This window comes from Nocardioides humi (assembly GCF_006494775.1).
In the GTDB taxonomy this organism is placed as follows: domain Bacteria; phylum Actinomycetota; class Actinomycetes; order Propionibacteriales; family Nocardioidaceae; genus Nocardioides; species Nocardioides humi.
The window spans coordinates 4,496,753-4,510,439 of the sequence record NZ_CP041146.1; the positions used below are offsets into that span (position 1 = coordinate 4,496,753).

A 13,687-nucleotide genomic window follows, 5' to 3' on the forward strand; every position below is an offset into this window, starting at 1 on the left:
ACTCGAACGATGTACGAGAGGAGCGCGCTGTGGACGCGTTCGGACACGACCCGTGGTGGATCGTCGGCCTCAAGGCGCTGTTGATCTTCGTCCTGCTCCTGCTGCTGACGCTGTTCAACATCTGGGCCGAGCGCCGGGTGGTGGCCCGGATGCAGCACCGGATCGGGCCCAACGTCAACGGCCCGTTCGGGCTGCTGCAGTCGCTGGCCGACGGCGCCAAGCTGCTGCTGAAGGAGGACCTGACCCCGAAGGCCGCCGATCGGGTCGTCTTCATGCTCGCTCCGGTGATCGCGGCGGTGCCGGCGTTCGTGACGTTCTCGGTGATCCCGTTCGGGCCGGAGGTGAGCTTCTTCGGCCACCAGACGCCGCTGCAGCTGACGGACATGCCGGTGGCGGTGCTGTTCGTGATGGCGATCGCCTCGATCGGGATCTACGGCATCGTGTTGGGCGGCTGGTCCAGCGGGTCGACGTACTCCCTGCTGGGCGGGCTGCGCTCGAGCGCGCAGATGATCTCCTACGAGGTCGCGATGGGCCTGGCCCTGGTCGCGGTGTTCATGTACGCCGGGTCGATGTCGACCAGTGAGATCGTGGCGGCGCAGGACGATCTGTGGTTCGGGTTGATCCTGTTGCCGTCGTTCGTGATCTATGCGATCGCCATGGTGGGGGAGACCAACCGGGCGCCGTTCGACCTTCCCGAGGCCGAGGGTGAGCTGGTGGGCGGCTTCCACACGGAGTACTCGTCGGCCAAGTTCATGATGTTCTTCCTCGCCGAGTACATCAACATGGCCACGGTCTCGGCGCTCGCGACGACCCTGTTCCTGGGCGGCTGGCATGCGCCGTTGTGGATCGACGAGGTGTGGGCGGGCGCCAACTCCGGCTATTGGCCGGTGCTGTGGTTCTTCGGGAAGGTGTTCTTCTTCATCTTCGTGTTCATCTGGCTGCGTGGGTCGTTGCCGCGGCTGCGCTATGACCAGTTCATGGCGTTCGGGTGGAAGCGGTTGATCCCGATCTCGTTGGTGTGGATCGTCGCGGTCGCGACGATGCGGGCCGCGCGCAACGAGGGGGTGTTCGATGAGGGGTTCGGCAGCAATCCGCAGTTCTGGATGATCGTGGTCGGTGTCGTCCTGGTCGTGCTGCTGCTGACCTTCCTCGTGCCCGAGGCCGAGGACGACGAGGCCGACCTCGACATCGCCACGCCGCGTGCCGGGGGCTTCCCGGTCCCGCCGATGCCGGCCGGGGGCGCGGTCCGCGGCGCCGCCCGCCCGCTCCCCGCCGCGCCCGGCTCGGGGTCGGGTCAGGGACGATCCCGATATACCGAGCCGCCCGCGGCTGGCTAGCGTCCGAGCAACGGCCGGGACCGCCGGCCCTCCCACCGAGGAGCGCACATGCTCGCGCTGGTGCAGGATGTCTACGGCACGTCCGACGTGCTCCGGCTCGAGGACGTCGACCGTCCGGAGCCGGCGGCGGACCAGGTGCTCGTGCGGATCGCGGCCGCCTCGGTCAACGCGGCCGACTGGCACATCATGCGGGGCGAGCCCCGGATCGCGCGGCTGATGGACCGCGGCGTCTTCGGCCGCAGGGGGCCGCGCGAGCGGATCCGGGGCCGCGACCTCGCCGGCACCGTCGAGGCGGTCGGGGCGGAGGTCACCGGCTGGCAGGTCGGCGACGAGGTGCTGGGGGAGGACGAGGCGACGCTGGCGGAGTACGCCGTCGTGCCCGCGGCCTGTCTGGTCCGCAGGCCCGCGGGCCTGTCCGTCGAGCAGGCCGCCGCCCTGCCGCTGGCCGCGATCACCGCCGACCTCTGGCTGACCGCGGGCGAGGTCCGCGCCGGGAGCCGGGTCCTGGTCGTGGGCGCCTCGGGCGGCGTGGGCACCTTCGCCGTCCAGCTCGCCGTCGCGCGCGGCGCCGCCGTCACCGGCGTGTGCAGCACCCGCAACCTCGACCTCGTCACCTCGCTCGGCGCCGCGGAGGTCGTCGACTACACCCGCGACGACGTCGCCCGCGCCGGCGCGTCGTACGACGCCGTCCTCGACCTGGTCGGCAACCGGACGCTGCGCGACCTGCGCCGCGTCGTCGCGCCGGGCGGGACCCTGGTGCTGTCCGGCGGCGGCAACCCGGGCGAGGGCAGGTACCTCGGCCCGATCGGGCTGATGGCCAAGGGCGGACTCTTCGGGCGGCTGCTCGGCCTGCGGGTGCGGATCCCGCGCGCCGAGCCGGACGCGGAGCGGCTCACCGAGCTCGCCGCGATGGCCGAGCGCCGGGAGCTGCGCGCGGTGATCGAGCGGACCTACCCGCTCGCCGACGCGACAGCGGCGATGCGTCACCTCGAGGTGGACCACGCGCGCGGCAAGATCGTCGTCACGGTCGGATCCTGACCCCGGCCTTCCTGCGTCCGCCGGAGAAGTAGAACACGTTCCTGTATCGTCGCCCCGTGAGCAAGGCTGCCTCGCTGGCCCGGGTCGGCATCGCCTATGTCGTCGCGTTCGGGGTCGCCACGGCCTGGCTGCTGTGGGGGCCGGACACCCGCTGGCTGTGGCTGGACGGCCTCGTCGCGGACCTCCTCGCCACCGGCGTGGTGTTCGCGGCCAGCCGGATCCACCGCAACTCCAGCTTCTACGACGCGTACTGGAGCGTGCTGCCGCCGTACCTCGCCCTCTACTGGTGGCTCGCGGCGGACGTCGCGCTCGACGACGCCCGCGCCTGGCTGGTGCTCGGCGTGATCGCGCTGTGGGCGGTGCGGCTGACGGCCAACTGGGTGCGCACCTTCCCCGGGCTGCACCACGAGGACTGGCGCTACCCGATGGTCCGCGAGCGGGCCGGGCGGTTCGAGCTTCTCGCCGACCTCGTCGGGATCCACCTGGTGCCGACGCTCCAGGTCTTCCTCGGGATGGTCCCGGCGTACGTCGTCCTCACCCGGCCCGGCCCGGGGCTCGGCTGGCTCGACGGGATCGCGCTCGTCGTCGGGGTCGGCGCGGTCCTCCTCGAGCTGGTCGCCGACGCGCAGATGCACCGGTTCGTGCGGGAGCGGGCGCCCGGGCAGGTGATGGACCGCGGCCTGTGGGGCTGGTCGCGGCACCCGAACTACTTCGGCGAGATCAGCTTCTGGTGGAGCCTGGCGCTGTTCGGCATCGCCGCGTCGCCCGGGGACTGGTGGTGGCTGCCGGTCGGCGGCGTCGCGATGGTGGCGATGTTCCTGGGCGCCAGCATCCCGATGATGGAGCAGCGCAGCCTGGAGCGGCGGCCGTCGTACCAGGAGGTGGTGGACCGGGTGCCGGTGCTCGTGCCGCGCCCGCCCCGGAAGAGGCGAGAGGCACGGTCCGCGTGACCCGGCCGCGCGTCGTCGTCGCCGGGCTGGGCGACAGCGGCCTGCTGACCGCGATCCACCTGGCCCGCGCGGACGTCGACGTCGTGGGCGTGTCCAGCAAGCCCGGCCTGGTGAGCGGGCAGGAGCTCGGCCTGCGGCTGGCCCGCCCCGCCGACTGGGCGCGCGACTACCGGATCGGCTTCGACCGGTTCCGCCGGCTCGACCGCGCCGAGATCGTGCACGGCGAGCTCACCGGCCTCGATCCCGCGGCCCGCACCGTCGCGGTGCGCGACCGGGAGATCCGGTACGACGTCCTGGTGGTCGCCACGGGCGTGAGCAACGGCTTCTGGCGGCGTCCCGGCTTCCAGACCGACGCCGACGTCACCGCCGCGCTCGGCTCCGCCCATGACCGGCTCGCGGGCTCGGCCTCCGTGCTCGTCGTCGGCGGCGGGGCGGCGGCGGTGACCACGGCGCTCCAGGTCGCCTGCCGCTGGCCGGAGAAGCGGGTCACCCTGGCCTTCCCCGGGAGACGCGCGCTGCCGCAGCACCATCCGCGGGTCTGGGACGTCGCCCGCCGGCGCCTGGCGGACGCGGGGGTCGTGCTGCTGCCGGAGCGCCGCGCCGACGTACCGGACGACTTCGCGGCCGACGAGATCACCGCCGGCCCCGTCGCGTGGACGACCGGCGGTCCGGCGACCGCGGCGGACGCCGTGGTGTGGGCGATCGGCCGGGTGCGGCCCAACACCGGGTGGCTGCCGGCCGGCCTGCTCGACGAGCACGGCTTCGTCCGGGTCGAGCCGACACTGCGGGTGCCGGGCGCGCCGGGTGTCTTCGCGATCGGCGACGTCGCCGCGACCGACGTCCTGCGCTCGTCGGCACGCAACCGGGCGGACCGGCTGCTGGCCCGCAACATCATGGCCCACCTCGTCGATCGGCCGCTGCGGGAGTTCGCCGCCCCGCGACGGCGGTGGGGCTCGGTCCTCGGTCCCGAGCGGGACGGCCTGCGGGTTTTCAGCCCCGCAGGCCGTCCGTTCCGCTTCCCCGCGTGGACGCTCGACCGCGTGCTGCAGCCGTGGATCGTCCGACGCGGCATCTACGGCGGCGTCCGGCCCGGGATCAGGTGAAGATGCTGACCCCGCCGGGGCCCACCAGCAGGCCGACGACGATCAGCACGATCCCCCAGAGCAGCTCGCCCCGGAAGAGGCTGAAGATGCCGGAGACGACCAGGATCACGGCCAGGATCCACAAGATGAGTGCCACGGTTTCCCTCCTGTCATGACGGGCCCGGCGGGCCCGGACCTCTGGTACCCCGCGGCCGGTGGGACAGACCTCGTCTCACTCGACCTCGTCGTCCGGTACGACGTGCATCGCGGCCTCCTCCGCGCTCGCCGCCGCGCCGTCGATGCCGACGTCCTCGGCGACCAGGTCCTTCTCGAGGTCGTCCCCGAAGCCCTCGTCCGGGTCGACCAGCCGGCCCGCGCGCCGGTCGCCGACCTCGGTGCCCGGCTCGTCGGCCTCGTGGGCGACGCCGTCGTCCTCGTCGTCCCCGTCGCCGACGGGGTCCGACTCCGGCTCCTCCTCGGCGAGGCGGTCGTCGAGCGGCCGGTCGTGCGCCTGCTCCCAAGGGGTGTTGCCGTAGCGCTGGGCGGCGGAGTACTTCTCCGGCGGCGAGTACCCGCGGTCCAGCTCGTCCGCCACGTCGCCGTCGGACAGGGTGTCCTCGGGCTGGAGCTGGGTCTCGTCGTCGACGCTGTAGCCCTCGTACTGTTCCGGGTCGTTGGTGCTCATGCGCCTGCGGTACCCCGCCGGCCGCGGCGCCAACGGCTCAGTCCACCAGCAGCTCAGTCCACCAGCAGCTCGGTGCGCTCCGCGGCGAGGAGGACGGCCCCGAGCAGGGAGGCGCGCTCGCCCAGCCGGCTCGACACGACCGGGGTGAGGGCGAGCGTGTCGAGGGCGTGGCGGCGCAGCCCGATCCGGACCGACTCGAGCAGCAGCTCGCCGGCCCGGGCCATGTCGCCGCCGATGACGACGACGGAGGGGTTCATCAGGTTGACGACGGCGGCCAGCCCCCAGCCGAGATGGAGGCCGGCGTCCTCGAGCGCGCGGCGGGCGGAGACGTCGCCGGTCTCGGCGGTCGCGATGATCTCGTCGAGGCTGGCGCCGGGGAGCTGGCTGGCGAGGAGGCCCTGCACCGCCTGGACCGAGGTGTAGGTCTCCAGGCAGCCGCGGCTGCCGCACCGGCACAGCGGGCCCTGCTCGTCGAAGGTCAGGTGGCCGATCTCGCCGGCGCTCCCGGCGGTGCCCTGGAACAGCTCGTTGCGCAGGATGATGCCGGCGCCGACACCGGAGGAGATCTTCACGAACACCGAGCTGTCGGCGCCGCGGCCGACGCCGATGCGGTGCTCGGCGAGCGCGCCGAGGTTGGCGTCGTTCTCGACGTCGACGGGGGAGCCGAACGCCTCGGCGCCGACGCTGCGGGCGTCGACGCTGCGCCAGCCGGGGAAGATCGCCGCGCTCTGGACGACGCCGTCGGTGACGGGCGCGGGCAGGCCGAGGCCGACATGGCGCAGGGTGGAGCCGGCGGGCCGGAGCCGGGTGGTCATGGCGACGGCGAGGGCGAGCGCCTCCTCGTGGGCGAGCTCGGGCGGGATGGCGCGGCGCTCCTCCGCGAGCACCCGGCCGGTGAGGTCGCCGATCGCGACGGCGAGGTGGCTGTGGCCGAAGTCGACGCCGGCGACGACGCCCGCCCCGGGGACAGGCGTACGGCGGAGCCGCGGCGCCCGCTGCCCGCCTCGGTCTCCACCAGCCCGGCCTGCCCGAGGTCGCGCACGATGTTGGAGACGGTGGCCCGGGCCAGCCCGGTCACCCGGGCGAGCTCGGCCTGGGTGAAGACCGTCGCCGCATCGCCGTCGGTGCTGGCGCGCAGCGCGTCGAGCACCCGCCGCTGGTTGGCCGCGCGCAGGGAGGCGGTCGACCCGGGGGCCAGCTCGCTGCGCTCCGACGTCATGGCGACACTGTGCCCGCCGCGGACGCTAATGGTCAAGAAGTGTTCATAAAGCGCGATCGAATAACGAAATCGGCAACTTTGTGTTCAAGTCTTGACGTCTACGGTGTGACCCACAACACTCGAACCACCGCTCAACGCCCGACCGAGGAGAGCCATGTCCACATCAGCACGTCGAGTCGCCGCCGCCGGTGCGGCCCTGTTCCTCGGCGCCGCCGCGCTCAGCGCGTGCGGCGCCAATGACGCCGAGAAGGGCGGCGACGGTGGCGACGGGGGCACCATCGCGCTGCTCCTGCCGGAGTCGAAGACCACCCGCTACGAGGCGCACGACCGCCCGATCTTCGAGGCGAAGGTCAAGGACCTCTGCGGCGACTGCAAGGTCCTCTACTACAACGCCGACCAGGACGAGGCCAAGCAGGCCCAGCAGATGACGACCGCGCTCGACCAGGGCGCCGACGTCGTCGTGCTCGACCCGGTCAACGGCGAGGGCGCCACCGGCATGGTCGACGAGGCGCAGGGTCAGGACGTCCCGGTCATCGCCTACGACCGCTTCATCGAGAACGCCGACTACTACATGTCCTTCGACAACGAGACCGTCGGCAAGATGCAGGCCGAGGCGCTCGTCGAGGCGATGGGCGACAAGGGCGACATCCTGATGCTCAACGGCGCCCCGAGCGACCCCAACGCGGCCCAGTTCAAGGCCGGCGCCCACAGCGTCCTCGACAGCAGCGGCGTGAAGATCCTCGAGGAGTACGACAACCCCGACTGGAGCCCGGAGAACGCCCAGCAGTGGACCTCCGACCAGCTCAACAAGTACGACCCCGCGTCGATCGGGGGCGTGTACGCCGCCAACGACGGCCAGGCCGGCGGCGTGGTCGCCGCACTGACCGACCACATCTCCGCCGACCAGCTGCCGCCGATCACCGGCCAGGACGCCGAGGTCGCCGCCATCCAGCGGATCCTCGCCGGCGAGCAGACGATGACGATCTACAAGCCGATCAAGATCGAGGCGGAGACCGCCGCCGAGCTCGCCGTCCTGCTCGCGCAGGGCGAGGACGGTCCCGACACCACCGACACCGGCGTCGACAAGTCCGACTTCGAGGGCGTGCCGTCGTACATCTTCGACCCGATCGTCGTCACCAAGGACAAGGTCGCGGACACGGTGATCGCGGACGGCTTCTACGACGCCTCCGAGATCTGCACCGGCGAGTACGCGCAGGCGTGCACGGAGGCCGGCGTCTCCTGATGTCGGTCATCGAGAACGAGGTCCCGGTCAGGGGCACGGGCGAGGTCGTCCTGTCCCTGACCGGGATCAACAAGCGGTTCGGCGCCGTCCAGGCGCTCACCGACGTCGACCTCACCGTCCGTGCGGGCGAGGTGGTGGCGCTGGTGGGCGACAACGGCGCGGGGAAGTCGACGCTGGTCAAGACCATCGCCGGCGTCTACCAGCCGGACGCCGGCCTGATCGAGTTCGACGGCGTGCCGGTGACCGTCGCCGGTCCCGCCGGCGCCCAGCACCTCGGCATCGCCACCGTCTTCCAGGACCTGGCCCTGTGCGACAACCTCGACGTCGTCGCCAACCTGTTCCTCGGCAAGGAGCACCACCTCGGCCCGGTGATGAACGAGGTCTCCATGGAGCGGGAGGCCTGGCGGCTGCTGCGCAGCCTGTCGGCGAAGATCCCGTCCGTCCGGATCCCCGTCGCCGGCCTCTCCGGCGGCCAGCGGCAGACCGTCGCCATCGCCCGCTCGCTGGTGGGCGACCCGAAGGTGGTCATGCTCGACGAGCCCACCGCCGCGCTCGGCGTCGCCCAGACCGCGGAGGTGCTCAACCTCGTCGAGCGGCTGCGCGAGCAGGGCCTGGCCGTGATCATGGTCAGCCACAACATGGCCGACGTGCAGGCCGTGTCCGACCGGATCGTCGTCCTCCGTCTCGGGCGCAACGCCGCGGAGTTCCGCACCGAGGAGGCGAGCACCGACCAGCTGGTCGCCGCCATCACCGGCGCGTCCGACAACGTCGTCGCCCAGCGTGCCGCCCGGCGCGCCGGACACCCGGAGGGGAGCAGTGACCCAGGAGACCCAGCAGCCCCAGCAGCCCATCGCCGCGGTCGACGCCGCCGACGAGCGTCTGGTCCGGGTCGTCTCGCCCGCCGACTACCTGCGCCAGCTCGGCGGCCGCCTGCGCGGCGGCGACCTCGGCATGCTGCCGGTCATCTTCGGCCTGATCGCCATCTGCGCGTTCTTCTACAGCCGCGAGCCGACCTTCCTGTCCTCGCGCAGCCTGGTCACGATGACGCTGTACGCCGCCCCGCTCGGCATCATCGCGCTCGGCATCGTGCTCGTGCTGCTGCTCGGCGAGATCGACCTCAGTGTCGGCACCGTCTCCGGCTTCACCTCGGCCACGACGGCCGTGATGTTCGTCAGCCACGGCCAGTCCCTGGCGCTGTCGATCCTCGTCGCGATCGCCCTCGGCGCCGCCATCGGCGGCGGGTACGCCGTCCTCTACGTCTGGATCGGGGTCCCGAGCTTCGTGTTCACCCTGGCCGGGCTGCTCGCCTTCGAGGGCGCCCTCTACTGGGTGCTCGGCGACCAGGGCACGATCAACCTGCCCCGCGGCTCCGGCCTGCCGGTCTTCACCCGGCAGAAGTTCCTCACCGACGGGCAGGGCTACGCGCTGGTCGCCGTCGTCGTGCTCGTGTACGTCGGCTCCCGGCTGTGGACGGTGCGCCAGCGCCGCGCCGCCGGCCTGACGCCGCCCAACGTGCTCGGCATCGCCATCAAGGGCGGTGCGCTGGCCGTCGGCCTGGGCTGGCTGACCTACTACCTCGGCATCGACCGCGGCTGGGGCTACCTCCCGGTGCTCTTCGCGGGCCTGGTGGTGCTGATGGACCTGCTGCTGCGCCGTACCCGCTGGGGACGGTACGTCTACGCCGTCGGCGGCAACGAGGAGGCCGCCCGCCGGGCCGGCATCCGGGTGGGACTGATCTACGGCTCGGTGTTCGTGCTCTGCTCGACCTTCGCGGCGCTCGGCGGCGTGCTGGTCGCCGGTCAGCTCACCACCGTCTCGCAGTCCAGTGGCACGACGGACACCAACCTCACCGCCATCGCGGCGGCCGTCATCGGCGGCACCAGCCTGTTCGGCGGCCGGGGGTCGGCGTACTCCGCACTGCTGGGCATCCTCGTGCTCCAGGCGATCCGCACCGGCCTGAACCTGATGAACGTCGACTCCGATGTCCGGCTGATCGTGACCGGCGCCGTCCTGCTGCTCGCGGTCGCCATCGACTCGGTCGCCCGGCGGGCACGGTCGAGCTCGGGCAGAGGCTAGCTCGGGCAGAGGCTAGCCGGGCTACCGGACGGGCGGCTCGCCGTAGAGGGTGGTGCGCTCGCGGACGGGTCGGTTGATGGCGTTGCCGATGTCGGTGAGCTCGGCGACGGTCTTGGCGGAGCCGTGTTCGGAGCCGGCCATGCGGGAGATGGTCTCCTCCATGAGGGTGCCGCCGAGGTCGTTGGCGCCGGCCTGCAGCATGGCGCGGGTGCCGTCGACGCCGAGTTTGACCCAGCTGGTCTGGATGTTGTCGATGCGGCCGTGGAGCAGGATCCGGGCGAGGGCGTGGACGGCGAGGTTGTCGCGGTGGGTGGGGCCGGGGCGGGCGACGCCGGCGAGGTAGATGGGTGCGGAGGTGTGCACGAACGGCAGCGGCACGAACTCGGTGAACCCGCCGGAGCCGTTCTCGCGTGCGGTGTCCTGGACGTGTTTGAGGACGCCCAGGTGTGCGACCCAGTGGCGGGGGTTGTCGACGTGGCCGTACATCATCGTGGACGTGGTGGGGATGCCGAGGCGGTGGGCGGTGGTGATGATCTCGATCCAGGTGCGGGCGGGGAGCTTGCCTTTGGTGAGGACCCAGCGGACTTCGTCGTCGAGGATCTCCGCGGCGGTGCCGGGCAGGGATCCGAGCCCGGCTTCGCGGGCTTTGATGAGGAAGTCCTCGATCGACAGGCCGGTGCGGGCGGTGCCGTTGACGATCTCCATGGGGGAGAAGGCGTGGACGTGGATGTCGGGGACGCGTTGTTTGACGGCGGCGGTGATGTCGAAGTACGCGGTCGCGGGGAGTTCGGGGTCGATGCCGCCTTGCATGCAGACCTCGGTGGCGCCCAGCTCCCAGGCCTCGTGGGCGCGGTCGGCGACCTCGGTGTAGGACAGGGTGTAGGCATCCGCATCGGTCTTGCGTTGCGCGAACGCGCAGAAGCGGCAGCCGACGTAGCAGACGTTGGTGAAGTTGATGTTGCGGTTGACGACGTAGGTGACCTGGTCGCCGACGGTCTCGCGGCGCAGGTCGTCGGCCAGGCGGACCACTTGGCGGAGTAGGTCGCCGTCGGCGGTCATCAACCTCAGCGCGTGCTCGTCGGAGAGGTTCCCGGGGTCGTGCTCGGCCGCCCGGAGCGCGTCGCGGCCCTCGGCGTGCAGCACCGCCGGAGCGCCCGTGACGGCAGCCGCCTCGCCGACGGCCGCCCAGTCGCCGTACACGGAGCCGAAGTCGCTGCGGCGGTCCTCGGTGCGTCCCCCGCCTGGTCCCTCGTCGTCGACCGCGGTGTGCAGGTCGGTCCGACCCCAGCTGTGACCGGACTCGAAGCCGCCGTCCGGTTCCTGCCAGGGCAGCCCGGTGGGCCGGACCTCGGGGATGGCGAGCCCGGCCATCGGTCCGTCCAGCCCGGCCAGTGCACGGACGTGGGCGTGCAGGCGGGGGTCGATCCAGGCCTCGCCGCGTTGGAGCGATCCGAGGACGTACTCGGGGTGCACGGTCAGCCGGGCGCGCAGCTCGAACCCGCATTGTTCGCTGATGGAGCGGAGCCGGTCGAGTGAGGGCCAGGGGCGTTCGGGGTTGACGTGGTCCGGGGTCAGCGGGGAGACGCCGCCCCAGTCGTCGACGCCGGCGTCGAGCAGGGCCCGGCATTCGGCTGCGCCCTCGGAGTGGTCCACGAGGTTGGGGGTGCCTGGATCCGGGCCTTGGGGCCGAGGACGAGGCGGGTGACCGCGATCGCGGCCCGATACTGCGCGAGGTCCAGGTCGTCGACGTGGCGCATGGCGGTGTCGGGCTTGGCGCGGAAGTTCTGCACGATCACCTCTTGGACCGACCCGTAGGCCCGCGAGACCTTCCGGAGCGCGAAGATGGTCTCCGCGCGCTCGGTGAGGCTCTCGCCGATCCCGACCAGCAGCCCGGTGGTGAACGGGATGGAGTGCCGGCCGGCGTCCTCCAGGGTCCGCAGCCGCACCGCGGGGTCCTTGTCCGGGGACCCGTAGTGCGCCAGGCCCTTCGTCTCCCAGAGCCGGGTGGAGGTGGTCTCCAGCATCATCCCCATCGAGGCCGAGACCGGTTTGAGCCGGTTCAGCTCCTCCCACGACATCACCCCGGGGTTGAGGTGGGGCAGCAGCCCGGTCTCCTCCAGCACCCGGATCGCCATCGCGCGGACATAGGCCAGGGTGGAGTCGTAGCCCTGCTCGTCCAGCCACGCCCGCGCCTGCGGCCAGCGGTCCTCGGGCCGGTCGCCCAACGTGAACAAGGCCTCCAGACAGCCCAGCTCGGCGCCCTGGCGGGCGATGTCGAGGATCTCGTCCGGCGACAGGTACGGCGCCCGCCCCTCGCGTGCGGCCTGGGTAGGGGTTTCCACGAACGTGCAGTAATGACACCGGTCCCGACACAACCGGGTGATGGGGATGAACACCTTCGGCGAATAGGTCACCACACCCCGGCCATCCACCACCCGCCCGGCCGCGACCAGGCCCGCGTCACGCACCCGCGCCGCGGCCGCACACAACCGGTCCAACGACTCACCCGACGCGGCCAGCAACGCCGTCGCCTCGGCCACGTCCAACACCGCACCCCGCTCGGCGCGCGCAAGCGCCCGGCGAACCTGCTGAGGCGTGGGACCATCCGTCATGACGCACTCAGGCTACCGGGCGGGCCCGCTGGCTCCGTGGTGCAGGTCTCAGTTCGGGATCTTCGCGGACAGGTTCCCGACCCGCGCGACGAAGTTGCCGCGGTAGGAGCCGGGGAAGCTCCAGGTCACCACGCTGCCGCGCCCGCCCGGCACAGCCGCGACGGTGTTGGTGCAGCTGCCGCTGACGGACAGGCAGTTGCCGCCGTTGCTGGTGAAGGTCGCGGTCACCGAGGCGAAGTCGCGGAACCCGGCGTAGTGCAGCCGGAAGGCGTAGCAGCCCGGCTCGACGGTGCAGCTGGACTGGCGCTTCCACCAGATCCGCTTGGGCTTGGCCTTGCCGCAGAACTGCTGCTCGGACTCCGCCGTCGAGCCCCACGGGTACGTCGTCACGGCCTGCGCCTGCACGCAGGCCTCGGCGCCGCCCTCCTCGGTCTCGACCTTGGTCGACGTCCCGCTGAGCGGCGTCCAGTTCCCCGGCCCGCCGGTGCTGATGACCACGTCGCCGCCATCGGGGGCCGCGAAGGCGAACTTCACCGCGCGGTACGCCGGCCGTGCCGTCGCCTGCGGAGCGGGCGGGGCCTGCAGGTAGCAGTCGTCGAGGGCCTCGACGGCCCGCTTCCGGTCCTCCTCGGCCGCCTCCTCGCCGTCGCCGAGGGTGAGCGTGTCCTGGGCGAACCAGGCGCTCATGGTGGAGACGCCGATGTCGTCGAGGCAGCCGGTGTCGTCGAGGTCCCACTCGGCGCCGACCTGCTCGGCCCAGTCGCCGGTGCAGTCGAGCAGGCTCGTGTAGTAGGCCGTGGCGTCGTCGGAGCGCCATTCGCCCGAGTAGGTCCAGTCGTCGCCGCTGCGCTCGACGAGCCCCCGCTCCTCCAGCCCGCCGGAGCGGTGCTCGTGCACCAGCTCGTCGACCGCGCACTCGACGTCGGCCTTGCCGGCCCACGCCGGCCTCTCGACGCCGTCGACGATCGCCCGGGCCGCGTCCTTGTCGGCCGCGCTGAGCGGGCCGATCCCGAACCGGCCGGTGGCGTAGAGCCAGCCGGTGACCCCGAGCCCGATCACCAGGACGAGCGCGAGCACTCCCGCGATCACCAGGCCGATGCGGCTCCGGCGGGGCGGCGTCGGGCCGAAGCCGCCGTACCCGGGGTAGGGCCCGTACGGCGGCGGCGCCTGCGGCGGGCCCTGCGGCGGCTGGGGAGGCGGCGCGGCCGCCCACTGCGGCGGTCCGCCGGGCGGCGGGGTCCACTGGGGCGGCAGCGCGGTGGGCGCCTGGGCCGGCGGGACCGACGTGGGTGGCCCGACCGGACGCTCGGCGCGCGGGTTGGTCGGCTCCTCCGGCGGCCAGCCCGGTCTCGTCTCGTCACCCATGGGGAAGACCCTCCGTCGCGCGGACCGCCCGTTCGGCCCGGTGGGAGCATCGTAGGGAATCGGCTCCGCCGGCGCTCGGA

Annotated in this window: 11 protein-coding genes and 2 pseudogenes; 7 read left to right on the forward strand and 6 right to left on the reverse strand. The window is 72.4% G+C overall.

The features are described from left to right. Positions 1-29 precede the first annotated feature (29 nt). The 4 genes from nuoH to FIV44_RS21835 are packed head-to-tail and all read left to right on the forward strand — an operon-like array spanning position 30 to position 4,428. On the forward strand, positions 30-1,337 hold the full coding sequence (nuoH, locus tag FIV44_RS21820) for an NADH-quinone oxidoreductase subunit NuoH (protein ID WP_246086544.1): 1,308 nt from the start codon (positions 30-32) through the stop codon (positions 1,335-1,337). Positions 1,338-1,385: 48 nt separating this feature from the next. Then, positions 1,386-2,375 carry an NAD(P)-dependent alcohol dehydrogenase gene (locus FIV44_RS21825; RefSeq protein ID WP_141006275.1) on the forward strand — a complete coding sequence of 330 codons (990 nt, stop codon included), beginning with the start codon at positions 1,386-1,388 and terminating at the stop codon, positions 2,373-2,375. 56 nt (positions 2,376-2,431) lie between these two features. Further along, the gene (locus tag FIV44_RS21830) at positions 2,432-3,325 is read left to right on the forward strand and encodes a DUF1295 domain-containing protein (RefSeq protein ID WP_141006276.1); all 894 of its coding nucleotides are present in this window, start codon (positions 2,432-2,434) and stop codon (positions 3,323-3,325) included. Next, positions 3,322-4,428: an FAD-dependent oxidoreductase gene (locus FIV44_RS21835; protein WP_141006277.1), complete on the forward strand. Its 1,107-nt coding sequence runs from the start codon at positions 3,322-3,324 to the stop codon at positions 4,426-4,428. The genes FIV44_RS21830 and FIV44_RS21835 overlap by 4 nt, the downstream gene beginning before the upstream one ends. Here the strand turns inward: FIV44_RS21835 and FIV44_RS30770 are convergent. The 4 genes from FIV44_RS30770 to FIV44_RS21850 form a co-directional block, all read right to left on the reverse strand. Further along, the gene (locus FIV44_RS30770; RefSeq protein ID WP_181410756.1) at positions 4,421-4,564 is read right to left on the reverse strand and encodes a GPGG-motif small membrane protein; all 144 of its coding nucleotides are present in this window, start codon (positions 4,562-4,564) and stop codon (positions 4,421-4,423) included. The genes FIV44_RS21835 and FIV44_RS30770 overlap by 8 nt on opposite strands. Before the next feature lie 75 nt (positions 4,565-4,639). Beyond that, complete coding sequence (locus FIV44_RS21840; protein WP_141006278.1) at positions 4,640-5,092, reverse strand: DUF5709 domain-containing protein; 453 nt, start codon at positions 5,090-5,092, stop codon at positions 4,640-4,642. Positions 5,093-5,145: 53 nt separating this feature from the next. After that, complete coding sequence (locus FIV44_RS21845; protein ID WP_246086545.1) at positions 5,146-5,979, reverse strand: ROK family protein; 834 nt, start codon at positions 5,977-5,979, stop codon at positions 5,146-5,148. Then, entirely contained in the window at positions 5,904-6,311 is a 408-nt protein-coding gene (locus tag FIV44_RS21850) for a helix-turn-helix transcriptional regulator (RefSeq protein WP_141006280.1), read from the reverse strand. The genes FIV44_RS21845 and FIV44_RS21850 overlap by 76 nt, the downstream gene beginning before the upstream one ends. 154 nt (positions 6,312-6,465) lie before the next feature. On the opposite strand from FIV44_RS21850, the gene FIV44_RS21855 reads away from it, so the two are divergent. From FIV44_RS21855 to FIV44_RS21865, 3 genes and pseudogenes are all read left to right on the forward strand, one after another. Then, positions 6,466-7,554 carry a substrate-binding domain-containing protein gene (locus FIV44_RS21855; protein ID WP_141006281.1) on the forward strand — a complete coding sequence of 363 codons (1,089 nt, stop codon included), beginning with the start codon at positions 6,466-6,468 and terminating at the stop codon, positions 7,552-7,554. Next, a pseudogene (locus tag FIV44_RS33685) lies at positions 7,554-8,042 on the forward strand (ATP-binding cassette domain-containing protein); the annotation flags it as partial. The gene FIV44_RS21855 and the pseudogene FIV44_RS33685, both read left to right, overlap by 1 nt. 328 nt (positions 8,043-8,370) lie before the next feature. Beyond that, on the forward strand, positions 8,371-9,630 hold the full coding sequence (locus FIV44_RS21865) for a sugar ABC transporter permease (protein WP_141006282.1): 1,260 nt from the start codon (positions 8,371-8,373) through the stop codon (positions 9,628-9,630). A 21-nt stretch (positions 9,631-9,651) separates the two neighbouring features. Here FIV44_RS21865 and FIV44_RS21870 read toward each other — a convergent pair. Both FIV44_RS21870 and FIV44_RS21875 read right to left on the reverse strand, forming a co-directional pair. Next, positions 9,652-12,242, reverse strand: a pseudogene (locus FIV44_RS21870) (bifunctional FO biosynthesis protein CofGH). Positions 12,243-12,290: 48 nt separating this feature from the next. Further along, positions 12,291-13,607, reverse strand: coding sequence for a hypothetical protein (locus FIV44_RS21875; RefSeq protein ID WP_141006283.1), 1,317 nt, complete (start codon positions 13,605-13,607; stop codon positions 12,291-12,293). Positions 13,608-13,687: the final 80 nt, after the last annotated feature.

Coding starts and splice junctions, on each gene's coding strand:
- FIV44_RS21875 (WP_141006283.1), bottom strand. CDS start 13,607: ATGGGTGACGAGACGAGACCGGGCTGGCCGCCGGAGGAGCCGACCAAC.
- FIV44_RS21855 (WP_141006281.1), top strand. CDS start 6,466: ATGTCCACATCAGCACGTCGAGTCGCCGCCGCCGGTGCGGCCCTGTTC.
- FIV44_RS21840 (WP_141006278.1), bottom strand. CDS start 5,092: ATGAGCACCAACGACCCGGAACAGTACGAGGGCTACAGCGTCGACGAC.
- FIV44_RS21850 (WP_141006280.1), bottom strand. CDS start 6,311: ATGACGTCGGAGCGCAGCGAGCTGGCCCCCGGGTCGACCGCCTCCCTG.
- FIV44_RS21825 (WP_141006275.1), top strand. CDS start 1,386: ATGCTCGCGCTGGTGCAGGATGTCTACGGCACGTCCGACGTGCTCCGG.